This window comes from Paenibacillus sp. B01, assembly GCF_009649995.1.
Taxonomy (GTDB): domain Bacteria; phylum Bacillota; class Bacilli; order Paenibacillales; family Paenibacillaceae; genus Paenibacillus_O; species Paenibacillus_O pasadenensis.
The window spans coordinates 3,777,144-3,803,943 of record NZ_CP045802.1 but is presented as its reverse complement, the minus strand read 5'-3'; the positions used below and the strand labels follow the sequence as shown (position 1 = coordinate 3,803,943).

At 67.7% G+C, this 26,800-nt stretch carries 16 protein-coding genes; 14 read left to right on the top strand and 2 right to left on the bottom strand.

Annotated features, from left to right (window positions below):
• Positions 1–77 precede the first annotated feature (77 nt).
• The 7 genes from GE073_RS16405 (at position 78) to GE073_RS16375 (ending at position 14,736) form a co-directional block, all read left to right on the top strand.
• Entirely contained in the window at positions 78–6,338 is a 6,261-nt protein-coding gene (locus GE073_RS16405) for an S-layer homology domain-containing protein (RefSeq protein WP_153783859.1), read from the top strand.
• A gap of 902 nt (positions 6,339–7,240) precedes the next feature.
• Positions 7,241–9,949 carry a discoidin domain-containing protein gene (locus GE073_RS16400; protein WP_153783858.1) on the top strand — a complete coding sequence of 903 codons (2,709 nt, stop codon included), beginning with the start codon at positions 7,241–7,243 and terminating at the stop codon, positions 9,947–9,949.
• A gap of 115 nt (positions 9,950–10,064) precedes the next feature.
• A complete protein-coding gene (locus GE073_RS16395) occupies positions 10,065–10,961 on the top strand; it encodes a glucose 1-dehydrogenase (RefSeq protein ID WP_028597122.1) in 897 nt (298 codons plus the stop codon).
• Between the two features lie 215 nt (positions 10,962–11,176).
• Positions 11,177–11,869, top strand: coding sequence for a response regulator transcription factor (locus GE073_RS16390; protein WP_101807802.1), 693 nt, complete (start codon positions 11,177–11,179; stop codon positions 11,867–11,869).
• On the top strand, positions 11,862–12,995 hold the full coding sequence (locus GE073_RS16385) for a sensor histidine kinase (protein WP_052332866.1): 1,134 nt from the start codon (positions 11,862–11,864) through the stop codon (positions 12,993–12,995). The genes GE073_RS16390 and GE073_RS16385 overlap by 8 nt, the downstream gene beginning before the upstream one ends.
• A gap of 74 nt (positions 12,996–13,069) precedes the next feature.
• Positions 13,070–14,122, top strand: a complete 1,053-nt coding sequence (locus tag GE073_RS16380) for a M15 family metallopeptidase (RefSeq protein ID WP_052332865.1) — start codon at positions 13,070–13,072, stop codon at positions 14,120–14,122.
• A 29-nt stretch (positions 14,123–14,151) separates the two neighbouring features.
• Entirely contained in the window at positions 14,152–14,736 is a 585-nt protein-coding gene (locus tag GE073_RS16375; protein ID WP_052332864.1) for a VanZ family protein, read from the top strand.
• A gap of 456 nt (positions 14,737–15,192) precedes the next feature.
• On the opposite strand, the gene GE073_RS16370 is transcribed toward GE073_RS16375, so the two are convergent.
• Complete coding sequence (locus tag GE073_RS16370; protein ID WP_028597120.1) at positions 15,193–16,131, bottom strand: aldo/keto reductase; 939 nt, start codon at positions 16,129–16,131, stop codon at positions 15,193–15,195.
• Positions 16,132–16,133: 2 nt separating this feature from the next.
• The gene (locus GE073_RS16365) at positions 16,134–17,204 is read right to left on the bottom strand and encodes a Gfo/Idh/MocA family protein (RefSeq protein WP_084136467.1); all 1,071 of its coding nucleotides are present in this window, start codon (positions 17,202–17,204) and stop codon (positions 16,134–16,136) included.
• 116 nt (positions 17,205–17,320) lie between these two features.
• On the opposite strand from GE073_RS16365, the gene GE073_RS16360 reads away from it, so the two are divergent.
• The 7 genes from GE073_RS16360 to holA all read left to right on the top strand — a co-directional run bounded on the left by GE073_RS16360 (position 17,321) and on the right by holA (position 26,744).
• Positions 17,321–18,157, top strand: a complete 837-nt coding sequence (locus GE073_RS16360) for an AraC family transcriptional regulator (RefSeq protein ID WP_028597119.1) — start codon at positions 17,321–17,323, stop codon at positions 18,155–18,157.
• Positions 18,158–18,481: 324 nt separating this feature from the next.
• Positions 18,482–20,065 (top strand): ABC transporter substrate-binding protein, encoded by a 1,584-nt coding sequence (locus GE073_RS16355; RefSeq protein WP_153783857.1) that lies wholly within the window; start codon positions 18,482–18,484, stop codon positions 20,063–20,065.
• The gene (locus GE073_RS16350; protein ID WP_153783856.1) at positions 20,065–21,915 is read left to right on the top strand and encodes a sensor histidine kinase; all 1,851 of its coding nucleotides are present in this window, start codon (positions 20,065–20,067) and stop codon (positions 21,913–21,915) included. The genes GE073_RS16355 and GE073_RS16350 overlap by 1 nt, the downstream gene beginning before the upstream one ends.
• Positions 21,912–23,510 carry a helix-turn-helix domain-containing protein gene (locus GE073_RS16345; RefSeq protein ID WP_101807799.1) on the top strand — a complete coding sequence of 533 codons (1,599 nt, stop codon included), beginning with the start codon at positions 21,912–21,914 and terminating at the stop codon, positions 23,508–23,510. Before GE073_RS16350 ends, GE073_RS16345 begins: the two co-directional genes overlap by 4 nt.
• A 307-nt stretch (positions 23,511–23,817) precedes the next feature.
• A complete protein-coding gene (locus GE073_RS16340; protein WP_028597116.1) occupies positions 23,818–24,366 on the top strand; it encodes an RNA polymerase sigma factor in 549 nt (182 codons plus the stop codon).
• A complete protein-coding gene (locus GE073_RS16335) occupies positions 24,363–25,436 on the top strand; it encodes an anti-sigma factor family protein (protein ID WP_153783855.1) in 1,074 nt (357 codons plus the stop codon). The genes GE073_RS16340 and GE073_RS16335 overlap by 4 nt, the downstream gene beginning before the upstream one ends.
• 261 nt (positions 25,437–25,697) lie before the next feature.
• On the top strand, positions 25,698–26,744 hold the full coding sequence (holA, locus tag GE073_RS16330; protein WP_153783854.1) for a DNA polymerase III subunit delta: 1,047 nt from the start codon (positions 25,698–25,700) through the stop codon (positions 26,742–26,744).
• The last annotated feature ends 56 nt before the right edge of the window (positions 26,745–26,800 follow it).

Below are 26,800 nucleotides of genomic sequence, written 5' to 3'. Positions count from 1 at the left end.
GTGGTAGAGGGCCGGTCCGTCTTTTCTTAAACTGAAAGCGCTTAGACGAAAGGACGACTCATGAGGGGGAACGACAGATGGGGAAAAGCTTCAGCCGGCTGCTGGCCGCGCTGCTCAGCCTGATCCTGCTGCTGCCGCCGCTGTCGGCGGCTGCGGCGGAGGAGCCGGGCGCAAGCGCTGGCGCGGGGACGGCAGCGACGGTCGGGGAGTCTGTGTATGTGCGGCTCAAGAACGAATGGAAGGGCTACTACCTGTATGAAGCGGAAGGGAAGCTGCGGTACGGATTCCCGGCGATCGCCGACCGTTCGGCCCAGTGGAGCGTGGAGGAAGGGCCGGGGGGAGCGAAAAGGCTCGTCAACCGGGCGACCGGCCATGCGGTGACGAAGGAAGGCGCGCCGAATCCGCTCGATGCGCTGGGCGTGGCGCTCGCGGCCCGCGAAGACGCGGCGGCGGCCTGGACCGTATCGGCAGCCGGCGGCGGTTACGGAGCGGACGCGGTGAACGTCTCCGTGCCGGGAGCGCCGGGCCAGGTGCTGAACATCCAGATGCTGACCGGCTTCGCCAACGCCAGCGACTGGGCGCAGCCGTCCTGGGGCTCTGCCGTGTGGCATCTGGAGCGCGCGCTGGACGCCGAGCCGGTGCGGCTGGTGGACGATTGGAAGGGCATGGCTCTGTATGAAAAGAACGGCCAGGTCGAATACGGAACGCCGGCTGCGAACGACCCGGCCTCGCATTGGCTCCGCGTGCCCGGCGCGACGCCGGGCAGCGAGCGGCTCGTCAACCGGGCGACCGGCCATGTGCTGAACCGCCTCGGCAACGACGGCGACGCGCTGAACGCGCCGGCGAAAGCGGCCGAGCTGCCGGAGGGCAGCTCGGCGGGCGACCTGCTCGTCGAGACTCAGGCCGGCGGCAAGCTTACGCTCCGCAGCGCGGAGCATCCGGCGTACATTCTGCATGTGCAGCAGCAGACCGGCTTTTTGCAGATCAGCGACTGGGCGCAGCCCGGCTGGGGCAGCTCGAGCTGGCGGCTGGAAGCGGCGACGGACGCGCCGGCCATGCGGCTGCAGGATGGCGGCTCGGGGCTGTATCTGGCCGCCCGGGACGGGGCCGTCGCTTCGCTCGCGGCGGATTATCAGGACCCGTCGTCGCATTGGGCGATCGAGGACGACGGCATGGCGGTGCGGCTGCGGAACGTCGCCGACGGCCGGTATATGAGCCGCGCGGCCGCAGGCGCGCCGCTCGCGCTCGCGGCTGCGGGCGCAGCGGGCGATTCGGTCCGCTGGAGCCTGACGCCGGCCCGCGACGAGCTCGGAGCGGGGACCAAGGCCGGCTTCGCCGCATGGGGAGAGCCGGAGCTCAAGCTGCATGCGGTCGCAGGAGACGGCACGGCCCGCGCGGGCGCGATCGGAGCGGAGCAGGCCGCCTTTGCCGAGTGGACGGTCAAGGAGCCGGCTCCGGACGCGGAGCTGTCGCCTTATGTGCGCATCAAGAACGATTATCTGGAGCTGTATCTGTTCGAGCAGGACGGCAAGCTCGCCTACGGCAACGCCGCGGCGGCGGATGAGGCCGCGATGTGGCTCGTCGAGGACATGCCGGGCAAGGAGGGCGTCCAGACGATCCGCAACCGGGCGACCGGACATTACATGACGCTGGAAGGCGTCAAGCCGGACTCGCGCGAGCCGGTGCGGGTGGCGGAGCGGACGGACGGCTCCCTGCTTGCGGAATGGATCGTGAAGGACACGAAGGGGCTGCGGCTCATCCGCAGCGCGGCGGACGCGCGTCCGGAGTCCGCATCGGGCTACCTGAACGTCGAGCATCAGCTCAAGACGGCGGAGTACAACCCGATCGATCCGAACTGGGGCAGTCCGAAATGGCGCTTCGAGACGTTCGCGGAAGGCGGAGAGCCGCAGCCGCAGCCGCCGCTCGAGCTGCCGGACGGCTATGTGCGGCTGATCGGCCAAAGCGGCGGCGAGGCTCTGCTGGCTGGCGGCAGCGGCGCGGTGCTGTACGGCTCGGCGGAGCCGGGCGACGAGCGCTCCCACTGGCTGCCCGCTCCTGCGGAGGACGGCGGCTGGCAGCTGCAGAACCGGGCCACGGGCGGCTGGCTTCGCTGGAGCGCGGGCAAGGCTTATTTGACGGCAGCGGCGGCGGACGAATCCGGCTCGGCCGGGACCGGCTCCGGCTCCGGCTGGGCGCTGGAGCGCGGGCCGGCGGACGGCACGGCGCTGCTGCGCAGCCTGTCGCCGGGCCGCTCCGACGAATACGTGCATATCGAGGACGGCCAGGGGTATGCCCAGCTCGGCCTGCGCTCGGTGGACAAGGCCCGGGTGCAGTGGCGGCTGGAAGCCGCGCCGCTGGACGGCTTCGTGCCGGAGGAGGACGCCGCGATCGGCGACGGCTCGACGCCGGCCGCGCCGCATGGAGGCGTCTACCGGCTGAGGAACGGCGCGGATCGGTATGCAGGCATGGCAAGCGATGGCGCCGTATCGGCGCTTGCGGGCCGCGACGCGGGAGCAGCCGCGCTGTGGCGGCTGGAGGATTTCAACGGCAGGCAGCGCCTGCGAGGCGCGGGCGGCCGTTATCTGGCCGTCGGCGCCGATGGCCAGATCCGCTCCGTGGAAGCGTCGGAAGCGGCGGCGGAGCCTGCGCAGTGGCGGCTTGAGACGCGCGGCGGCAGGATCATGCTGCACAGCGCGGCTCGGCCGGGACAGGCGCTGGCGCTGTCCGGCGGAGGGCTGCGCCTGGAGGCGTCCGCCGAGACGGGGGCGGCGCCGGAGAGCATCCTGTGGACGCTCGAGGAGCTGCCCGGCGACATCCGCTACGAGGCCGAGAACGGCTTCATGAGCGGCGGCGCGGCGGCGTCGTCGCAGCGGGACGGATATAGCGGCTCGGGCTATGCGGCCGGAATCGGGCAGGCGGGCAGCCGCCTCATCGTGGCGGTGGCGGCCGGCGCGGCCGGCGACTACGAGACGGCGTTTCGAGTCGCGGCCGAGGGCGGTTCGGGGGCAGCGGACGTTGCCGTCAACGGCCTGCCGCAGGGACGGCTGGCGCTGGACGGCGCCGCAGGCTGGACGGACCTCTCCCTCGCGCTGCCGCTGCGCGAAGGGTCCAACTCGGTCGAGCTGAGCTTCCCGGACGGGGCTGCCGGCGGGCTGCTCGTCGACCGGCTGACGGTGAAGGGCGCGACCAGCCGCGCTTATCGCGGAGCGACGCTGCCTTTTTTGACCTATGAAGCCGAGCATGCGGCGACAAACGGCACGGCCGTCGGGCCGGACCGGGCGTTCATGACGTTCGCCTCCGAGGCTTCGGGCCGCCGCGCGGTCCTGCTGGACGCGCCGGGCCAGTTCGTGGAGTTCCGGCTGGACGAGCCGGCCAGCGCGATGACGCTGCGGTACGTCCTGCCCGACAGCGCCGACGGGGCGGGGCTGGACGCGGCGCTGAGCGTGACGGTCGACGGCGAGGATGCGGGCCGGATCGGCTTGTCCAGCAAGCATAGCTGGGTGTATGGCAGCTATCCTTGGTCCAACGAGCCGGAGGACGGCGATCCGCACCGGTTCTACGACGAGTCGCAGCTACGGTTCGGCCGCACGCTGCCGGCGGGCTCGCTGCTGCGCCTGCAGTTCGGCGGCGACAGCGGAGCCGGGTACGTCGTCATCGACAGCGCGGACCTGGAGCTGGCTCCGGCGGCCTATGCCCGGCCGGACGGCTACCGGTCGATCGTCGATTACGGCGCCGCGCCGAATGACGGCCAGGACGACTCCGAGGCGCTTCGGGCCGCGATCGAGGATGCCCGCAGGGCCGGAGAGGGCGTATGGATTCCGGCCGGCACGTTCGAGCTGCGGCAAGGGCCGATCGAGCTGCGGGACATCGCGATCCGCGGCGCGGGCATGTGGCATTCCAAGCTGCAGGGCGCAGGCTTCATGGGCGTCGGCGGCGGCATTTCCGTGTACGACCTCATGATTGACGTCGGCGTGACGGCTCGGCATGACGAGCTGCGCGAGGCGGCGTTCGACGGCACGTTCGGGCGAGGCTCGACGATCCAGCAGGTATGGGTCGAGCATGCCAAAGCCGGCATCTGGTCGGTGCGCAGCGACGACGAGGACGGCGGCGTTGTCACGGACGGGCTGTACGCGGCGGGCTTGCGCATCCGCAATACGTACGCGGACGGCATCAACTTCTCGACCGGCACGCGGAACTCGATGGCCGAGCAGATCCACGTCCGCAACAGCGGCGACGACTCGATCGCGCTCTGGTCGGCGCGGCCGGAAGGCGTGAGCGCGGACGACGCCCGCGTGTCCGGCAACACGGTCCGCTACAACACGGTGCAGCTGCCGTGGCTCGCGGACAACATCGCGGTGTTCGGCGGCTCGGACAACAAGGTGCAGGACAACGTGCTGAGCGATACGGTCGGATTCGGCGCTGGCATCGCCTTGTCGACGCGCTTCAATCCGGTGCCTTTCGGCGGGCGCACGGTCGTCGAGCGCAACACGCTGATCCGCACCGGCGGGCGCGAGGCCAACTGGAAGCAGGACTTCGGCGGCATCTGGCTGTTCACGGACAGCCTGCCGATCGAGGCGAACATCGACCTCTTCGACAACAATGTGCTGGACAGCACGTACTCCGGCCTGTACGTCAGCGGCAATCAGCCGATGGGCGCGGCCGGAGGCGAGATCACGATCCGCAATCTGGTGCTGGCCGGCTCCGGCACCTGGGGCGTGCATGCCGGACCGGGCGTGGCCGGCCGTGTGTTGCTCGAAGGGCTGGAGCAGCGCGGAGCGCTGCTCGGCAGCCGGTTCCGGGCCGGCGGCGCGACGGTCGAGCTGACCGAGACGCCGGGCGCGCCAGCGGCGGCGGCGCTGCCGTCCGACGGCGCGGCGACGGGAGAAGGGCTGGTCTGGCCGGGAGAACCGGGAGAACCGGGGGAGCCGGGTGAACCGGGAGAACCGGGTGAGCCGGGAGGACCGGGAGAGCCGGGCGGTCCGTCGGCGACACCGTCGCCGTCAGCTAGTCCGGCTCCTTCGTCCAGCGCCGCCCCGACGGCTTCGCCGACAGCCTCTCCGGCAGCAGCGCTTGCCGAGGATGCAGACGCTTCTCTCGCCGCCAACGAACAGCTCGTGGAGGAAGCGGTCCGCACGGGACAGCGTTCCGTGCGGCTGCAGGCTTACCGCGCGGAGGACGGCCGATTGGCCGCGCTTGTGCCGCTCGCCGCGCTGCAGAGCTTGGCATCCGAGCCGGGCGTCCTGCTGCGGCTGGAAGCGGCTGGCCGGGCGGTGGAGCTGTCGGCTCGCCAAGCGGCCGGGCTCGCCGGGCTTGTCGCGGCGGGCGATAAGGCGGCAGCGCTGCGGCTTGCGCTCGGCGACGCTCCGGCGTCGGCGAAGGCGCAGCTTGCGGCAGCGGCAGCGCAGCGCGGCGGCGTGACGGGAGCCGTCGCCGCCAGCTGGAGCGCCGAGCTGATCGCCGGCGGCAAGACGCTGCCGCTGCCGGACGGCTCGCTGGGCTACGTTTCCTTGCAGCTCCGTCTGGCGGAACGGCTGGATGCGGCCCGGACGGCCGCGCTCGTCGCCGGCTCGACCGGAGGCAAGCTGCGTACCGCGCCGGCGTTCGCAGCGCCGGACGCATCCGGCAGCCTTGTCGTCGTGCGCACGCTGAGCTCCGGCAGCTTCGCGGTCGCGCAGCTGCCCGCTCAAGCGTTCCGCGACGTGGCGGCCGGCCACTGGGCGGCAGGGGCGATTCATGCGCTTTCGGCCAAAGGCATCGCTTCCGGCGTGCCGGGAGGCTCGTTCGAGCCTTCGCGCCGCGTGACTCGCGCGGAAATCGCGCTGCTTCTGGCCCGCGCGTTCGAGCTGGAGGCGCTGCCTGCCGTTCCGGCAGCATGGAGCGACGCCGGCAAGCGCCCGAATGCCGCGGCGGCGCTGGCCGCCGTGCAGGCAGCCGGCATCGTGCAAGGCGATGCCGACGGACGCTTCCGTCCGGATGACGCGCTCAGCCGGCAGGAGCTGGCGGTGCTCGCCGCGCGCATTCTGGCGTTCGCGGGCGTTTCGGCAGCGAGCGGGGCCGCCGCTTCCGAGGCCGCTGCGAGCGCCGGCCTGGAGGCAGGCGGCGACGCGCAAGCAGAGGGGACTGCCGGAAGTTCCATTGCCGGAGCGGCAGCGTCCTCGGCGCCTGCGTTTGCAGATGCCGCCTCGATCCGCCCTTGGGCGGCGGACGCGGTACGCGAGCTGGCCGCTCGCGGCTTGCTGCTCGGCGCTCCGGACGGCAAGTTCCATCCGGAGGCAGACGTGACGCGCGCCGAGGCCGCGATGCTTCTGCTCCGCCTTCTGGAGCAGCTGCGGCCGTAACTCTATTTGACCGCACCTAGGAAGCTCTGGCCGTCCGTTTTGCCGATCCATCGGCATGCGGGCGGCTTTTTTGTTTTTGTCTCCGGAACGACGAGCCGAAGCAGCCGGTCCAAGGAACATGGGGGACGGCAGTCGCCTTTGTGCGATACGTTTGCGAGCCAGGATGTCAGCCAGTGGTGCGCAGTCGAGCCATTAAGTCGAGAAAATCGAGTTAGTCGGGATGCGGGGCGGAGCAACTCGGGCGAGCGGAGAGCCGAACAGTCGGAGATGCGCGGAAAAACCGAGTTACTCGGGCAAGTGGAGGGCCGAACGGTCGGAGATGCGCGGAAAAACCGAGCAGCTCGGGCAAGTGGAGGGTCGGACGGTCGGAGATGCGCGGAAAAACCGAGTAACTCGGGCGAGTGGAGGGCCGAACGGTCGGAGATGCGCGGAAAAACCGAGTAACTCGGGTCAGTGGAGGGCCGAACGGTCGGAGATGCGCGGAAAAACCGAGCAACTCGGGTCAGTGGAGAGGCGAACGGTCGGAGATGCGCGGAAAAACCGAGCAGCTCGGGCGAGTGGAGGGCCGAACGGTCGGAGATGCGCGGAAAAACCGAGTAACTCGGCAGTTCGGGTTACAGCCCGATGGAGCGGTGAAATGCGGATCGGATCGCGCACGAATGGCAGCGAAAATCTGCTCAAAATGTCCGTACAGGTCACCAGAATGGTAGTATCCGCATCCGGTTGTCGAGATAATGGACTCGTAGAAAGCGCTTTCGACAAAGGGGCGAGCTTTTTCGGAGCCCGCATCTCGGCATGAAAGGGGAGAGAGGCGCAAACCAGGATCCGATCATCCGGACCGCCCGAAACGGTCCGCGGATGATGCCGAAAGGCGATCAGCCTACTTTTAAGGAGGAACAAGAATGAATCGATCTCCATGGATGCAGCGATGCGCTGCTGTCCTCGCCGCCGCCGTCCTGGCCGTGCAGCTCGTCGCGGCTGCGCCGCAAGCGTCCGCCGCGCCAACGATCTACGAAGCGGAGTCCGCCGCCCGAGCCGGCGGCGCGTCCGTCGCCAGCGACCATGCCGGCTATACCGGCAGCGGCTTTGTCGGCGGGTATACCGACGCGAACAAGGGCAGCGCCGCCACGACCTTCACGGTCAGCGCCGCCGCTGCCGGCAGCTACTCCGCCGCGCTTCGCTACGCCAACGGCACCGGCTCGTCCCAGACGCTCAGCCTGTACGTCAACGGCTCCAAGCTGAAGCAGCTGCCGCTGCCCGCCACGGCCAACTGGGACAGCTGGGCCGCCGCCAGCGAGACGGTGTCGCTGAACGCAGGCTCGAACACGATCCAGTACAAGTTCGACGCGGCCGACAGCGGCAACGTCAATCTCGACCATTTGGCGCTCGAGGCGTCGCTCGGCGCCAACCTGGCGCTGGGCAAAGCCGCCACGGCCAGCAGCAGCGTCGGCGGCTTCCCGGCTTCGAACGCGGTGGACGGAAATGTCTCTTCGTATTATGAAGGCGCTGCCGGCACCTACCCGAATACGCTGACCGTCGACCTGGGCAGCGCGCAGAGCATCTCCAGCGTAAAGGTCAAGCTGCCTTCCGGCTGGGGAACCCGCTCGCAGACGCTGGCCGTGCTCGGCAGCGCGAACAATACGTCCTACTCGACGCTGAAGGCGTCGGCCAGCTACACGTTCGATCCGGCGACGGGCAACGAAGCGGCGATTTCCTTTTCCGCCTCGTCCGCCCGGTACGTCCGCCTGAGCTTCACCGCCAACAGCGGAGCGACGGGCGGCCAGGCCGCCGAGCTCGAGGTGTATGGCCAGGCCGGGGCGACACCGACTCCGACCGCCACGCCGACTGCCACGCCGACGGCCACGCCAACCGCCACGCCAACCCCGACCCCTACGGCCACTCCGACCCCGACGCCTACGCCGTCCGGCTCCTTCGGGGCGACGATGCCGTACGACACCTATCAGGCGGAAAGCCTGACCCACAACGGAACGGCCATCGGTCCGTCCCGCACGTTCGGCGATCCGGCCTCCGAGGCATCCGGCCGCAGGGCGGTGCGCCTGACCGGCGCCGGCCAGTACGTGCAGCTGACGCTGGCCAAGGCGGCGCAGGGCGTGACGGTGCGCTACTCGATCCCGGACAACGCCGCCGGCACCGGCATCGACGCAGGCATCAGCCTGTACGTGAACGGCACGCTCAAGCAGCAGGTGCCGCTGACGTCCAAGTACAGCTGGATCTACGGATCTTACAATACCGAGGGCGGCGAGATCCGCTGGTCCAACAACCCGAGCGCGCAGCCGACGACGCCTCATCACATGTACGACGAGGTCAGCTTCAAGCTCGACCAGAGCTACCCGGCCGGCACCGTCCTCAAGCTGCAGCGCGACGCCAGCAACTTGAATTTCGGGCAGACGTCCTACGTCACGGTGGACCTCGTCGAGACGGAGGCGGTTCCCGCCGCCCTTTCCAAGCCGGCGAACTATGTCTCCGTGACGGACTACGGCGCGACGGCGAATGGCGGCGGCGACGATACGGCGGCGTTCAACAGCGCGATCGCGGCGGTCAAAAACTCCGGCGGCACGCTCAAGGGCGTCTGGATTCCGGCGGGCTCGTTCACGATCGGCAGCGGCACGAAGGGCGCCGGCTACAACGGCACCGGCACCCGCCTGTACCTCGACAGCGGCGTCTCCATGCGCGGCGCGGGCATCTGGCATTCCGAGATCAACGGCGCGTATGCCGGACTGTACCTGCGCGGCGGCAACGTGACGATCTCCGACTTCAAGATCGCGCCGGACGACCGCATCCGCGACGACTACAACGGCGTGACGGCGGTCGAAGGCAACGGAACGAACTCCACGATCACGAACCTGTGGATCACCCATGCCAAGGTCGGCCTCTGGCTTACGAACCAGACGAGCGGCGCGACGTTCTCGAACTCCCGCATCCGCCACGTCTGGGCGGACGGCGTCAACCTCCACTACGGCACGTCGAACACGACCGTGACGAACAACTCGGTGCGCACGAGCGGAGACGACGGGCTGGCGATGTGGTCCGACACCTACCTGAACACGAACAATACGTTCAGCTTCAACACGGTGCAGATTCCGACGCTCGCGAACAACATCGCCATCTACGGCGGCAAGGACAACAAGGTGCTGAGCAACCTTTTGGAAGACACTGTCGTCAACGGGTCGGGCATCAGCTTCGGAACGAACTTCAATCCGCCGTCGATGACCGGCACGCTGACCGTCCAGAACAACCGCCTCGTGCGCGCCGGCTCCCTGCACAAGGACTACGGCTACGGCATCGGCGCGATCTGGGCGTACTGGCTGAACAACAACGGCAAGGCGCAAAGCCTGACCGTATCGGTAGCCGGCAATACGATCGAGGACAGCACGTACGCCGGCGTCTTCATCGAAGAACCCGCGCCGGGCATCTCGGTGACGTACAGCTCCAACACGATCACGAATGCCGGCACGCACGGCTTCTACGTGCGCGGCTCCGCGACGGGCAGCTCGACCTTTACGAACAATGCGGTGAACGGCGCGCCGTCCGGCAAGTTCGTGAACGACTCGCCGAGCTTCACGGCGAGCGGCTCCGGCAACAACTGGTAGACCGAACGGTTTTTCAGGCGAGACGGCGTTCATTTTCGCTCCCGAGGGGTATAACAAGGAGGAACAGGCCGGGTTGAACCGGCCGCAAGCCCCTCGATAAAGGAGAGATCGCATGATGAGCGACCCGAACCGCATGCAGGACCCGACGACGCAGTACCCGAAGGCCGGACCGGAATACAAGCAGGAGCAGGCTCCTCCGGGACTGGAAACGAAAATGGATCCGAAGCCGGATGACGGCTCCGGCAGCTACAAGGGCTCCGGACGGCTCGCTGGCCGCAAGGCCGTCGTGACGGGCGCGGACAGCGGCATCGGCCGCGCCGTTGCGATCGCCTACGCCCGCGAGGGCGCCGACGTCGTGCTGACGTATTTGCCCGAGGAGGAGGCCGACGCCAAGGAGGTCGTGCAGCAGATCGAGCAGGCCGGCCGCAAGGCGGTCGCCATCCCGGGCGACCTCAAGGACGAGGCGTTCTGCGAGTCGCTCATCGAGTCGGCGGTCAAGGAGCTCGGCGGCATCGACATCCTCGCCAACGTGGCGGGCATGCAGCAGTACGTCGAGGACATCGCCGACCTGACGACCGAGCAGTTCGACGCGACGTTCAAGACGAACGTCTACGCGCTGTTCTGGCTGTGCAAGGCGGCCATCCGCCACATGCCGGCCGGCGGCGCGATCATCAACACGTCGTCGATCCAGGCTTACTCGCCGTCGGAGATTCTGCTGGACTACGCCACGACAAAAAGCGCCATCAATACGTTCAGCAAGGCGCTTGCCCAGCAGGTCGCGCCGAAGGGCATCCGCGTGAACGTCGTCGCGCCGGGGCCGGTCTGGACGCCGCTGCAGATCAGCGGCGGCCAGCCGCAGCAGGTGCTGCCGGAGTTCGGCGCCAAGACGCCGCTCGGCCGTCCCGGCCAGCCGGCGGAGATGGCCGCGGCCTACGTGTTCCTGGCGAGCCAGGAGGCGAGCTACGTCGTCGGCGAGACGCTGAACGCCAACGGCGGCATGCCGACGCCGTAAGGCGGAGGCTGGCGAAGCCGCCTGTGGAACCCGCGTGAACAAGGGAAGAAGCTCCCTTGTCGGCGCTGGGGTGGAGCTGCGCCACGAAGCCCTTTCCCCAGCCCTGCCGCATCCAAAGCCCCCGTACAGGCGAGCCATTCGGCTTGCCTGCGCGGGGGCTTCGTTTTTCTTTCGCGCTCATTTCTGGTAGAACAGTAGGAAAGGCGGTGACGACGATGGAGGGACAAGCGACGATCCTGATCGCGGAGGACGAGGCCGAGATCGCGGATCTGATCGAGCTGCATCTGCAGAAGGAAGGCTTCCGCATCGTAAAGGCGAAGGACGGCCTCGAGGCGATCCAGGCGGTCGAGCTCGGGGGCATCGACCTGGCGGTGATGGATCTCATGATGCCCGGCATCGACGGGCTCGAGGCGACGCGCCGCATCCGCTCGGCGCATGCGCTGCCGATCCTCATGCTGAGCGCGCGCACGTCGGACTTCGACAAGATCTCGGGGCTCGTCATCGGCGCGGACGACTACATGACGAAGCCGTTCAATCCGCTGGAGCTGGTCGCGCGGGTGAAAGCCCAGCTGAGGCGCTCGGCGCTGCTCGCCCAGCCGAGGGTCGAGGACAGCGGGCGCGTCGAGGCGGCGGGCCTCATCCTCGACCCGGCGAGCCGCAGCGTGCGGCTGTACGGGCGCGAGCTGGAGCTGACGCCCAAGGAGTTCGATCTGCTCTACGCGCTGGCGCGCCATCCGGGGCAGGTGTTCAGCGGCGAGCAGCTTTTCCGGCAGGTGTGGAAGGAAGACTACTACGAAGGCACGAACACGGTGATGGTCCATATCCGCTCGCTGCGGCGCAAGCTCGGTTCCGACAAGGACAAGTGGATCAAGACGGTATGGGGAGTGGGGTACAAGTTCCATGCCTAGGTCCTTCCGCAGCTTCCGCTCGCGCATGATCGTGCTGCTCGCGCTCAGCATGGGCCTTGCCGGGCTGGCGACGTACATCGCGTACAAGCTGCTTCAAGCCTACTACACCTCGAGCGTGCGGTTCGAGGACGAGTCGGTCGTCCGCCTGCGCCAGCTCATCCGGCACGTCGGCGACTTCAACTTTTTCCTGCTGTTCTTCATCCCGCTCGCCGTGCTGTTCTTCTATGCGCTGTCCTCGCCTTACGCGCGCTACTTCCAGCAGATCTCGGGCGGCATCCGCGCGCTCGCGGAGGGCGACTTCGAGCGCCGCGTCGAGATCCGCTCGGGCGACGAGTTCCAATCGATCGCCGAGGATCTGGGGCAAGCGGGAGACAAGCTCCGGCAAGCGGTGCGCAGAGGCGACTTCGCCGAGAGCAGCAAGGACCAGCTCGTGCTCAACCTGGCCCATGACTTGCGGACGCCGCTCACCTCGGTCGTCGGCTACCTCGACTATGTGCTCAAGGACGACGGCTTGACGCCGGAGCAGACGCGCCATTATCTCGGCATCGCGGCGAGCAAGGCGCAGCGGCTCGAGCGGCTCATCGACGAGCTGTTCGAGGTGACGCGCCTGCAGCATGGCCAGCTCCCGCTGGAGCGCGCGGAGCTGGATCTGGCGGAGCTGCTGTCGCAGCTGAGCGAGGAGATGCAGCCGCTGTTTGAAAAAAACGGACTCGAAGCCCGGCTGGAGCTGGAGCCGCCGCTGCTTGTCCAGGCGGACGGCGACCTGCTCGCCCGCGTATTCGAGAACCTCGCCGTCAACGCCGCCCGCTACGGCGGGGACGGACGTTATGTGGACTTCCGCTGCTTCGCGGAGGGGGACGAGGCGGTCGCGCAGATCGTCAACTACGGCAGCCGCATCGAGCCGGAGGAGCTGCCGCATTTGTTCGACATGTTCTACACCGGCGACAAGTCGCGGCAGAGCGGCATCGGCGGCACCGGCATCGGCCTGTTCATCGCGCAGAACATCGTCGAGCGCCACGGCGGGACGATTGCGGCGCGCAGCGACATCGTGCGGACGGTTTTCGAGGTGCGGCTGCCGCGGGACGGGGCATCTGCATCTGCGAAGCCGATTTTAGAAAAAATTTAGGTTTGCCCGCCGGTTGTCTTTAGGTTCTTGCTCTAGCATAGAGCCTATCGGACAAGAGGAAGGCGGAGAGCGGCATGGACAACAGACGATGGCGGACGATCGGAATCGCGGCGGGACTCGCGGCCGTGCTGGCGGGCGGACTGCCCGGCTGCGGCATGGCGGAGCGGATGGCCGCAGCCATCGGCGCAGGGGAAGAGCATGGAGGCGGGAGCGCGGGGCAGGCGCAGACGGCTGGCGGGGATGCGGCCGGGAGGACGCCCGGAGGTGATACAGGGGACGGGGCGAGCGGCGCAAGCGGCGCGAGCAAGGCGGACAGCGCGAGCGATGCGGACGGCGGCAAAGCGGCCGGGGCGAGCGATGCGGCCAATGCAGCCAATGCGGCCGGAGAACGGCTGGAGGCGGGACTGGAGCAGGCTTTTTCCGGCAATCTGATGCTCGTCAACCGCGATCACGGCCTGCAGCCGGACGGCGCCCGGCTTGATCTCGTCACCCTGTCCAAGCAGCCGGGCGAGCTTCGCCTGGCGGAAGGAGAACAGGACGCCCAGCTGTCGCGCGAGGCGGCCGGTCGGTTCGCGGAGCTGGTCGCGGCGGCTCGCAAGGACGGCGTGGACGGGCTCGTCGTCAACAGCGCCTACCGCTCTGCCAAGGAGCAGGAGCGGCTGTACCGCGAGCAAGGGCCGGACTATGCCTTGCCGGCAGGGCACAGCGAGCACAACACCGGCCTGGCGCTCGACGTCGGCTCGGTGTTCGGCCGGATGGAGTCGACGGAGGAGGGCAGCTGGATGCGGGAGCATGCTTGGCGCTACGGCTTCGTCCTGCGGTATCCCGAGGACAAGACCGAGGTGACGGGCATCCAGTACGAGCCGTGGCATTTCCGCTACGTCGGCTTGCCGCATAGCGGAATCATGCAGGAGCGGGGCCTCGTGCTGGAGGAATACATCGCGCTGCTTCGGGAGGAAAAGAAGCTCCGCTTCAAGTCGCTCGGCAAGACGTACGCCATCTCCTGGCAGAAAGCGAGTCCCGGCGGAGCGGTTGCCGTCGCGGCTGGAAGCTTGGCGGAGCTGTCCGGGGACAATGCCGGCGGCATCATCGTCACGACTTGGCGGAACAAAGGCGGAGCGGGATGACAAACGAGACGGCAAGGAGGACAAGCGAGATGGCGAGTCGGACGAACGAATCGCTGCGGCGGACGAGCGGAACGGCCAGGCGTGCGGCGGCGACGAAAAGACAGGCTCCGATTGTCGGGCGCCTGCTTACGCTGGCTGTCTCCGTCCTGCTGCTCGGGTATGGCTGGGTGCTCGTCAAGGTCATCCTGTTCAAGCTCGGCACCGGCGACATCGGCTTTCTCGCCGAGCAGCTGAGGCAGTCCTTGAGCGACCCGGGACTTATCCTGGGGCGGATCCGCCGCGGAAATCTGGAGCCGTTCGGGCAGATTCGCAGCGACTGGGACGGAGGGAGCTCGATCGGACGGCTGAATCTGTTCGGCAATATCCTGATTTTCATTCCGTTCGGCATGCTGCTGACGCTCGCGCTGCGCCGCTCGCCGCTCCGGCTGCTCGGCGCGGCGGCGATCAGCTTCGCGGCCAGCCTTGCGCTGGAATGCGCCCAGGCGCTGCTCGGCATCGGCACGTTCGACGTGGACGACCTGATCCTCAATACGGCGGGCGGCGTGCTCGGCGCGATGGCCGCCGGAGCGGCGCTGCGGCTGTTTGGGCCAGGCCGGAAATCGGTGCGGCCTTAGGCAAGGCGTGTTCTGCTTTGCGAACGGACGGCGACCCAACGAAACGGAGGAGCCTTATTTTGTCGAATCGGACTCGTTTTTGCAACCCAACGATACGGACGAGCGCTATTCGGCCTTTCTGGCATGGCAGAAGCTCATTTTTGAAGCCATAAGCTCGCTGAGTATCGTTACATTTTTTGCGAGCCTCTTTTGGAGCAAATAGAGTCTGTCCGTATCGTTAGAGATGGTGGAGGGGCTGGTGGAGAGGCTGGAGGAACGGGAGAGGCTGGAGGGTCAGCGCAGCTCCCGGAATCGGACAGGGCATTAGGTTGACAGCCATCACGCATCGTCACACCTCGCGCGGGCAGCCGCGCGAGGTGCCGAAAGCTGCATCCAAGCCTGCAGCACGGCGGCCTATGATGGAGTCCGAAAAAAACGACCCGCCCGGCGTTTTCGCGCCAGGCGGGTCGTTTTTGCTTAGCGCGTCTCCGCCTGCAGGTCGAGCCAAGCGAGCTCGGCCGGAGAGAGCGCGATCTCGACTCCGTCGCGGCAGGAGCTCAGCTCGCCCGGGTTCTGCGCGCCGATCAGGGCGCAGGTCGGGAACGGCTGGTTCAGCACGTAGGCGAGCGCGATCTGGATCGTGCTGACGCCCTTCTCCGCGGCGAGCTCGCCTGCGCGGCGCAGCCGCTCCCAGTTGGCGTCGCTGTAGAACACGCGCACGAGGTCGGCGTTGCTGGTGTCCTCCGGTCCGAAGCGGCCGGTGAAGAAGCCGCGCGCCTGCGACGACCACGAGAACAGCGGCAGCTGCTCGCGCTCATGCCAGCGCAGCGTTTCCTCGTCGGCGGAGACGCAGCCGGCCCAGAACGGCTCTTTTGCCTTGGCCAGGCTCAGGTTCGGGCTGCTGAAGGCGAAGCCCGTCAAGCCGTGGGCGGCGGCGTAGTCGTTGGCCTCCTGCAGCCGCTGCCACGTCCAGTTGGAGCCGCCGATCGCGCCGATGCGGCCGGCCTCGATATGCTCGTTGAGCGCTTCGACGATGGCGCCGACCGGCACGGAGTGATCGTCGCGATGCAGCGCGTACAGCTCGATATGGTCGGTGCGCAGCCGCTCGAGGCTCGTCAGCAGATCGCTGCGGATCGCCTCGGCGTTCACGCGCGGGCCGGACTCGTCATGATGGGAGCCTTTGGTCAGGATCACGATGTCGGAGCGGTTGCCGCGCTCCTCCATATAGCGGCCGATGACCGTCTCGCTCTGCCCGCCGCAATAGATATGCGCCGTATCGATGGCGTTGCCGCCGGCGGCGAGGAAGGCGTCGAGATTGGCCGCCGCGCGCTCGTAGCTATCGTTCGTAAAATAATCCGAGCCCTTCATCAGCACGCTGATCGGCTTGGCGACACCTTTGACCGAGATCGTCTTCATGATCATTCGACTCCTTTCGATTCGAGAGCGCCAGCCGCGGCAGCCTCGGCCGAGCCGGCTCCGCAGGACGGCAGCTCGATGCGGACGCGCTGCTCCGCGGAGCGGAGGCATGCCTCCAGCACGCGCATGCCCGCGACCGCATCCTGCGGCGGGAAGCGCTGCGGCTCGCCGTGCAGCACCGTGCGGGCGAAGTCGTCGGCTTCGAGCGAGAAGTGGTCGACCTGCGGCACGTCGACATAGCGCCGGCCGCTGCCCGTCGTCACATAAAAGCCGGTCTCGCCTTCCAAGCCGGCCATGAACGCGGACGGCACCTCCAGGATGCCGTCCGTGCCCAGCACCTCGAGCTTGTTGCGGAATGCGCCCCACATGCCGCAGTCGAACGTGACGCCGAGGCCGCCGGGGAACTCCAGCAGCCCGCTCGCCATCATGTCGACGCCGCCGTGCTCGGGCGAGAACAGCGCGCGCGCCGTGACCGCCTCCGGCTCGGCGCCGATCAGCATCCGCGCGACGGAGATCGGATAGCAGCCGACATCGTAGAGCCCGCCGCCTCCCCATTCCTTGACAAAGCGCACGTTGCCGGAGCTGCCGGAGCTGTTGAACGTGAACGTCCCATGCAGGCTGCGAAGATCGCCGATCTCGCCGGAGGCGATGACCTCGCGGATCATCGCGTAGCGCGGATGATGCCGGTACATGAACGCCTCGGCCAGCTGGCGGCCGGCCTTCTGCGCCGCGAGCGCCATTTCCTCCGCCTCGGCGGCGGTCAGCGCGAGCGGCTTTTCGCAAAGCACATGCTTGCCGGCCTCGAGGGCGCGGATCGTCCATTCGCGGTGCAGATGATTGGGCAGCGGGATGTATACCGCCTCGATCGAATCGTCGGACAGCAGCTCCTCATAGCTGCCGTACGCCGCTTCGATGCCGAATTCGTCGGCCGTCCGCCGGGCTTTGTCCCGGTCGCGGCTTGCAAGGGCTTTCACTTCGTTGAGCTGCGAACGGAGCAGGCCGGGGATGACAGAGCCTCGCGCGATGCCTGCGGCTCCGAGCACGCCCCAGCGCAGCTTGGCTGATTGGGTCATGAACAACGCCTCCTTTAAGGTAGCTAATACGATATTGTGATTGTACCTGATGATTTACTTTTTAAAAATGAAAATATATGATACGAGTTAACACGATATTGCGATGGAGGTCGAACATGCAGCGACAGACGCATCTGCTCACGCTACCGGAGCAGCCCTATTTCATCCTGCCGGAATCGGTCGGAGTCTACTGCGACTACCCGGAGCATGAGGTGATGCGGGACGCCGGAGCGTTGAACAATTTCAGCATCCACATCGTCGTCTCCGGCAAAGGGTACGTGCGGACGGAATCCGGCCAGCAGGAGCTGACGCAGGGGCAGGCGGTGCTGTACTTTCCGCACGCGGCCCAGCAGTACGGCAGCAGCAAGGACGATCCGTGGGAGGTGCGCTGGATCCACTTCTACGGCGGCCGGCTGCGGGACTTCATGGTCGAGCGCGGCTTCCACCAGAACCTGCTCTGGAAGCTCCGCCAGCCGGCCGGCTGGATCGAGGCGCATCAGGCGCTGCTCGAGGAGGCGGAGGCGAGCAGCATGACGCGGCCCGCGCTGCTCTCGACGCTCGCCTACGGCGTGCTGGCGGAATTCGTGCAGCAGGCGGTGCCGCTCGGCTCGCCGTCCGCCAGTCCCGCGGAGGAGCGCATCCTGTCCTTGCTGCCGCGGCTCGAGGAGGAGGCGGCGAAGCCGTTCGTGCTGCAGGAGTGGGCGGAGCGCGCCGGCGTCAGCACCCACTATTTCTGCCGGCTGTTCAAGGGGGCGCTGGACATGACGCCGAGCGAGTTCGTCACGCGGGCCCGCCTGCAGCGCGCCAAGCAGCGGCTGCTGGAGCGGCGCGAGGCCAATATCGGCGAGATCGCGCTCGAGGCCGGCTATCCGAGCGCGAGCTATTTCAATAAACGGTTCCAGGAGCATGAAGGCATGACGCCGACGGAATACCGCAAGCTGTTCCGCGGCTGACCAGCCCGCTGGCGCACTCGCCTGCTAGCCGTCGCACACTCGCCCGCCGACGCACTCGCTCGCCGACGCATCCGCCCGCTGACGCACTCGCCCGCCGACGCACTCGCCCGCCGACGCATCCGCCCGCTGGCGCACTCGCCCGCCGACGCCTCCGCTCCGTCTCGCCCGCCCCGGCGATCCCGAGCCGCCGCGGCCCGCAAGGTCACAATCGTGGCATTCGAGGTCCGATTCCTAGTAGAAGCGCGGCCGGGGCCGGCGTATAATTGAAATCGCTTCCGGACCGGAACGGTCCGGATCATCGAACGAAGAGGGGACTGCCGCATCATGACCGACCACGATCTCGACCGCAGCGGGCTCCGCGCCCGCCGCGTCCGCCTGCTGGCCGCCGCCGGCGCGCTGCTGCTGCTCGCCGCTCTGGCGGCGTGGCCGGCCGTCCGATCCGAGCGCTCCTCCGGCGGAGAGCCGTCGCCCGGCTCCGCCGCGTCCGGCGCCGAGGCGTCCGACCGCCTCGTGCTCATGTTCCCGGCCAGCGTCGCGCCGCCGGACCTGCCGCTCGTGCAGGCGGAGATGAACCGCTACCTGCGGGACAAGCTGGACGCTTCCGTCGAGATCAAGCCGGTCGACATGAGCAGCTGGTGGGACCGCACGGGGCTCGTCTACGCTTCCGGCAGCCAGGTCGACCTCATGTTCACCGCCGGCTGGATGCGCTTCGGCGACGAGGTGTCGCGCGGCCGTTTCCTGCCGCTCGACGAGCTGCTGCAGCGCGAAGGCGCCGGCATCGCCAGCGTGCTCGATCCGGAAATTTTGCGGGCGAGCCGCATCGGCGGCAAGCTGTACGGCATTCCGACGAACAAGGAGTTCGCCGCCAGCAAGGGCATCGTGATGCGCGCCGATCTCGTCGAGAAGCACGGCATCCGCCTCGAGGCGATCCGCACGCTCGCCGATCTCGGACCGGTGCTGGAGACGATCAAGCGCCGCGAGCCGGGCGTGACGCCGCTGCAGGTGCGCGCCGACCGGAGCCCGCTGACATTCCTGCTCCAATACGGCCTGTTCGACATGCTCGGCGACGGTCCGGGCGTGCTGCAGCGCGCGGGCGGCAGCCTCAAGGTCGTCAATCTCGCCGCCGCCCGGACGTACCGCGACTACGCCAAGCTGATGTACGAATGGCGCCGCAGCGGCTACCTCAACGCCGACGCGGTCACCTCCCGCGACAGCGAGTACGAGGCGGTGAAGGCCGGCGCCGCCTTCGCCTTCGCGGAGTCGATGAAGCCGGGCTTCGAGATCCAGGCTTCGCGCAACACCGGCATGCCGATGGTCGCCGTCGAGCTGACCAAGCCGTACACGACGACGGCGGACGTGACGAGCGCGATGTTCGCCATCCCGCGGACGTCCCGCCATCCCGAGAAGGCGATGCGGCTGCTGGAGCTGCTGTATACGGACCGCTATCTGCTCAATCTGCTCGACTGGGGCATCGAAGGCCGCCACTACGTCGTGCGGCCGGACGGGCGCATCGCCTACCCGCCGGGCGTGGACGCGCGCACGGTCCGCTACAACTTCAACCTGCCCTGGATGTTCGGCAACCAGCTGAATTCCTATCTGTGGGACAACGAGGATCCGCAGCAATGGGACAATTATCGCCGCTTCAACGAGGAAGCGGAGCCGTCCAAGGCGCTCGGCTTCGTCTTCGATCCGTCGCCCGTCAGCAACGAGATCGCCGCCTGCAGCCGCGTCGACGAGGAGTTCTCGCCCGCGCTCATCACCGGCGAGCTCGATCCCGACGCCGTCATCCCGATGTACCTGGAGCAGCTGAAGGCCGCCGGCGCGGACAAGGTCATCGCGGAGAAGCAGCGCCAGCTCGACGCCTGGCTCGCCGCAGGCGGAGCCTCCGCCGGAGAGGGGGAATCCTGATGCCGGCTGCCTGGCTGCCTGCGCGCCGCAACGGATCCGGCTCGGCACGGCCGAAGCAGGCGAAGACGCTGCGGACCCGCCTCATCATCGGCTTCGTCGGCGTGACGGCGCCGCTCGTGCTGCTTCTGCTGTGGAACAACCTTTATTCGACGTCGGTCGTCCGTTCCCAGGTCGCCCAGTCCAACCGCAGCCTGCTGACGATGTATCTGAACGACATGGACAAGGTGCTCGAGGAGGTCCAGAACTATCTGTTCAAGACGGCCGAGCAGAACCGCGACCTGATGACGCTCTCGCAGAACGAGCGGGGCGGCTGGGACTACTACCGGGCGAAAACGCAGGCGGCGGCCGATCTCGGAGCCAATACGAACTACTACGAGGCGGCCGACGTGCTGTTCGCCTACAGCTCCCGCTACGAGGACCTGTTCCTCGCCCAGCAGCAGAACGTCTCGTTCGAGCGCAAGGAGCGCATCGTCGCGCGGCTGCGGGACGTGCTGCGGGCCGGGCCCGGAGCGGACACGCCGTACACCGGCTGGACGCTGCAGCGGCTGGACGGCTCGTTCGCGCTGCTGCGCGTCGTCGACAACGGCTACGGCTCGGCGATCGGCGCCTGGGTCGATATCGGCCGGCTGATGGCGCCGCTGCATGAGCTCGGCACGGGCGGCAAAGGCTTCGCCGTGCTGACGAGCGGCTCCGGCGAGCCGCTGACGGAGCTCGCCGCCGGGCTGCGAGGCGGCCTCGCCGCGGGCATGCCGGGCGCGCTGGCCGAGGCGCTCGCCGGCTATGCGATCGCCGACGTGCCGCAGCCGCATCTGCTCGTCGCCAAGGATTCCCGCATGGCGGACATGCGGCTGCTGCTGCTCATGCCCGAAAAGTCGCTGCTGGAGGGACTGCCGTATTTCCGCTATCTGACCTATGCGGTGCCGGTGCTGGCGGCGGTGCTGCTCGGCGTCTACCTGTACGTCCTGCAGCGAGCGGTCGTCATGCCGATGTACCGGCTCATCCGCGGCATGCGTAAAATCCGCGCCGGCGATCTGAGCGCGCGGCTGCCGGACAGCCGCCTGCCCGAGTTCGATACGATCAACGAGACGTTCAACGGCATGGCGGAGCAGATCGAGCATCTGAAGATCGACATCTACGAGGAGAAGATCCGCACGCAGAAAGCCGAGCTCAAGCATCTGCAGGCGCAGATCCAGCCTCATTTCTTCATGAATTCGCTCAACATCGTCTACCAGCTCGCGCAGATCCGCAGCTACGACATCATCCAGAGCATCGCCCTCCATCTCGTGCGGTACTTCCGCTTCACGATCAACACGGGGGCGGCTTCGGTGACGGTGTCCGACGAGCTGGAGCATATCCGCGACTACCTGACGATCCAGAAGCACCGCTTCCCGGAATCGCTGGCCTTCGGCTTCGAGGTCGAGCCCGGCCTCGAAAGCTTCCCGCTGCCGCCGCTGTCGGTGCAGCCGCTCGTCGAGAACGCGATGGTCCACGGCTTCAAGGCGAGCGGGGGCGGGCCGTTCCGCATCGAGGTGACGGTGCGGCGGAGCCCGGAGGCGGAGGAGGACGCGGCCGGCGGCGAAGCGGCGGTCCTCATCGAGGTGAGAGACAACGGCAAGGGCATCGCGGCCGGCTCGCTCGGACCGCTGCTGGAACGGATCCATGCGGCGGAGCCGGGAGAGCGCCACGTCGGCCTCTGGAACGTCGTTCGCCGCAGCCGCCTTTATTATGGAACGGCGGTGCGGCTTGAGCTGGACAACGGAGCGGAGGGCGGGCTGAGCGCGGTCCTCCGGCTGCCGCTGCACGCGCCGCCCTCGGGCCAGAGGGCGGCAGGAAAGGAGAGGATGGCATGAACGCGCTGATCGTGGACGACGAGATCTATGCCGTCAAGGGCCTTCGCGCCGGCGTCCGCTGGGAGCGGGCGGGCATCGCCGAGGTGTACGAGGCGCACGGGGCGGAGGAGGCGCGCCGGCTGCTGCTCGAGCGCGAGGTGGACATCCTCATCTGCGACATCGAGATGCCGGAGCAGTCGGGCCTGGAGCTGGTGGAATGGGTGCGCGCGGAAGGGCTGAGGCTCGAGACGGTGTTCCTCACCTGCCACTCCGAGTTCCGCTATGCGCAAAAGGCGCTGCAGCTCGGCAGCAGCGACTACATTCTAAAGCCGGTCATCTATGCCGAGCTGGAGGAGGTGCTGCGCGGCCTCGGCGCCCGCATCGCCGAGCGGCGGCGGGGCGACGAGGAGTCGGAGCGCTACCAGCAGATGGCGGAGCAGTGGCAGATGCAAAAGCCGCTCGTCGCCGAGCGGCGCTGGAACGACCTGCTCGAAGGGCGCGACAGCGCCGACGGGCGCTGGCTGGAGCTGACCGCCGGAGCGGCCGATGCCGACCCGGACGCGCTGTCTCGAGTGCGGCCGCTGCTCATCAGCGTCGAGAACTGGGACAAGCCGATCAGCGAGCGCGACGAGCGCGTGATGGAGTTCGCCCTGCGCAAGGCCGCCGAGGAGCTGCTGCTCGCCGAGCATCCCGGCGCGGTCGCCGAGGACGACCGCGGCAACGGCTGGATTCTGCTGTTCGAAGGACGCGGCGCGCTCGGGGAGGCGGAGCTGATCGGGCTGTGCGACCGCTACCGCCAGGCGTGCCGCGACTATTTCTATTGCAAGATGTCCGTCTACATCGGCAGCTCCGTGCCGGTCGCGGAGCTGCGCGGCGAATGCCTCGGCGTGCTGCTGGACGAATACCGCAGCGTCGGCGGCGGCGATGCGAGCGTGCGGACCTCGCCGGAGCTGCGGCATGCGGGAGAGGAGCGCGAAGGCTCGCCGCCGGCGGCCGAGCTGCTGGAATGGGCGGATCTGCTCGAGCGGGAAGGAACGTCCGGCATGAAAGCGCGCTTGGCCGGGCTGGTGGCGGCCCGCCAGGACGAGCTCGCGCCGCGCACGCTGGAGATCTACGCCTACGCGCTGCTGCAGGCGGCCTATCTCGCGCTGCATCGCAAAGGCTTTCCCGCCCATCTGCTTCATCGCTGGCGGGAGCAAGGCGTGCATGCGGCGTCGCGCTCGGCGGAGCGCTTCCTCGCCTGGGCGGACGCCCTGCTCGAGCAGATCGGCTCGCTCGCGCAGTCGCGCCGCGCGGAAAGCCCGGTGCTGCGCCAGGTCAAGGCGTACATCGCCGAGCATCTCGACCGCGACCTGTCGCGCGAGGAGCTGGCCGAGCAGGTGTATCTCAATCCGGCCTATCTGTCGAGGCTGTTCCGCAAGGAGACGGGCAAGGTGCTGACCGACTACATCCTGCAGGAGAAGATGCGCGCGGCCGCCGCCCGGCTGCTCGGCACGGACGAGAGCGTCAGCGAGATCGCGGCGGGGCTCGGCTACGGCAACTTCTCCTACTTCGCGCGGCTGTTCCGCAAAGTATACGGCTTGAACCCGCAGGAATACCGCAAGCAGGGAGGCTAGGGCGCGTCCGCAGCCCCGCTCCGGGGCATCGCTTGCCGCTCTTGCCGCAGTCAAGCCAGCGCCGTCCGGCGGCCCGTCCGGCGGCCCGTTCGGCACGGTCTCCAGTTTCTCCCGCTCCCGGCGTCTATACGCCGGGAGCTTTTTTTGCTAAGGTAGGGGAGTGCTCTCGGGGCGGGGAAATATTCTCTCGTCCCGCTTCCTTGTGAAAATTTTTTCCATTACTCACTTTTTTATATTTATTTTGAATGCGCCGCAACCTTGAGCAGCCCGGCTGCGTCAGTGACGGTGCAAGAGAGGGGGAACCTTCGTGGTAGAGCCTGGCCTCATACGAGCCGCTCAACAGGGCGATCGCGACGCTCTCGTGTCCCTATTGCGCGACATAGAGAACCACGTTTACCGGACCGCCTATTACATTCTGGGCAACGAGCAGGACGCGCTGGACGCTTCGCAGGAGGCGCTGATCCGCATCTACACCAAGATCAACTCCTACGAAGAGAAAGCGCAGTTCAAAACCTGGATCCAGCGGATCGTCACGAATATATGCATCGATAAATTCCGCCGCACGAAGCCCGTCGTCTCCATCGAGGAACATGACATGGTGTTCCGGGAGAAGCAGGACGTGGAGGAGGAAGTGCTGTCCGCTTACGCGGCCAAAGATATTCGAGAGGCGATCGACAAGCTGCCGGATCACCACAGGGCGGTTGTCGTGCTTCGGTACCTGCAGGACTTTTCCTACAACGAGATCGCGGATTCGCTCGACCTTCCGCTCAACACGGTGAAGTCTTACTTGTTCCGGGCCCGCCAGCAGCTGCAGACGCTGCTCCATGACTATCAGAAAGGTGGTGTCCGAGGATGACTTGTCAAGAGGTGGTAGAATACATGAACCGATATCTGGACGGAGATCTTGACGAGCTGGAACGCCAGGAGCTGATGGAGCATCTCCGGCGTTGCCCGGACGACCAGGAGCTGTTCGAGCGGCTGCAACGGCTGTCTGGAGAGCTCGGGGAGCTTCCCAAAGTAACCCCGCCTTTCAGCCTGGTCGACTCGATCCTGCCGCAGCTCGACGAAATCGACGCGCATCGCGAAGCCAAGGCGTTCGCGCTCCAAGCGGCGGAGACGGGCGCAAGCGGCGGACAGCCTGCCCGTCGGCCGGCAGCAGGCCGCTTCACTCGGCGCGCCCGCATCTGGACGGGCTCCGCGGCGGCCGCAGCCGCCGCGGCGATCATTCTCATCCTCGCTCCGTGGGGCTCCGGACCGGAATCTCCGCTCGGCCATTCGAATACCGTGGCCGATACGGGCGGGGAAGCGGCGAGCTTGATGAGCGCGAGCGAGGAATCCGCTCCGGCCAGCGCCGACCGGACGGAGGGGGCGGCCTCGGGAGGCAGCGAGGCGGGAGCCGAGCCCAAGCAGCAGATCGTGGACAGCCAGACGGTGCCGACCTCGACGACGCCTCTCGACAGCGAAACACGGTCGGTGGCGCCCCGCACGGAACAGAACCAGCGGACGCAAGGACCGGAATCGCCGTCCGTCTCCGCAGGCGGAGGCCAGGGCTCGACGGTCTATCCGTCGCCTGGCGGCGGCGCCGCGCGCGAGTTCGCCAAGACGCCGCAAGGCATCATGAACTTCGCCGGTCCTTCGCCGGGCGTCGTCTCGGACATCATGGGCAGCGCCGACATGGGCTTCGCGGCCGTGCCGGAGGCGACGTATTCTCCGGATCGGGCGTACAGCTATTCGATCAGCCAGGGCTGGATCGTCATCCAGAATGCCGCCGGAGGCAAGGTGTTCGACCATATGTTCGAGGGCGTCGTGTCCCATCCGGTCTGGAGCGACGACAGCCGCTACCTGAGCGTCACCGTCACTGCGACGGACGGCACCGCCAAGCCGTACCGGATCGACGCCGATAACGGCGCGCTTGTGGAAGAATAGGCGGGCGGGCCAAGCACCGAATCGGGGACATCCGCGTATGATGCTTCATCAGCCCGTCAGCGGGGAGGACGCAGCCCCTGACATCGTATGACCATCGGCCGAGGCGCCTGGGAGCCTTTGGATCGATGTTTATATAGATGGTCCGATCGTGCTCCAAAAGGCGCTGCCCTGCGACATGCAGGCAGCGCCTTTTGTCATGCGGCCGCTTGCCGGTCGACGCGATCTGTCCTATGATGGGACGACAGGCTAGGAGGGGACGGCATGCATGCGAAGGACGTAGGGAAAGACATCAAGGCGGGCCGGATCGCGCCGGTTTACGCGGCGTTCGGCAAGGACCGGTACCGCATGGGGCAGTTCGCCTCCATGCTCGCGGACAAGCTGCTGGCGCCGGACGAAAGGGAGCTCGGCATGGTCCGCTTCGATACGGCGGAGACGGCGCTGGAGGAAATCGTGGCGGAGGCGCAGACGCCGCCCTTTTTCGTGCCGCGCAAGCTGATCGTCGTGCGCGACGGAGCGGTGCTGTGCGCGGCCGCCAAGGAAAACGGCAAGCTCGAGCATAAGGCCGAGCGGTTCCTGAGCTATATGGAGCAGCCGTCCGAGACGAGCGTCATCCTGTTTCTCGTGCAGGCGGACAAGCTCGACGAGCGCCGCAAGATCGTGAAGCTGCTCAAGGAGCGCAACCTGATCGTCGCTTTTCCCGAGCTGAGCGAGGGAGAGCTGGCGTCCTGGGCGGTCCGGCGCGCGGCCGATCAGAAGCGCTCGCTCGACGAGGAAGCGGCGCAGCTGCTCGTCGCGCGGCTCGGCACCAGCATGCAGGCGCTCGCGCAGGAGGTCGACAAGCTCTGCCTGTACGCCGGCGAGGGCGGCGCCGTGACCAAGGACGACGTCGCCCGCTTGACGGCGGCGACGGTCGAGGAGGATGCGTTCGCGCTCGTCGACGCGGCGCTGGAGCGGCGCATGGACCGCACGCTCGCGCTATACCGCGAGCTGCTGCTGCGCAAGGAGGAGCCGATCCGCATCGCGGCGCTCGTCGCCCGCCAGCTGCGCATCATGCTGCAGATCAAGGAGCTGGAGCGCCACCGCTACTCGCCGCAGCAGATGGCCGGGCAGCTCGGGCTGCATCCGTATGCCGTCAAGCTTGCGGCCGAAAAGGCGCGCCGCTACGACACGGCCGTGCTCGGCCGGCATCTGGCCGCGCTTGCGGAGCTGGACTACCGGATGAAGACCGGCCAGGTGGACAAAGAGCTCGGCCTGCAGCTGTTCTTCCTGTCGATGGGAGCGCAGCCGGCCGCGGTGCCGCAGCCTTGAGCGCGCGAGCCGGCCGCCGGCGCCTTGCCTGGGAAGGCATCAAAAAGCCCCGCTCC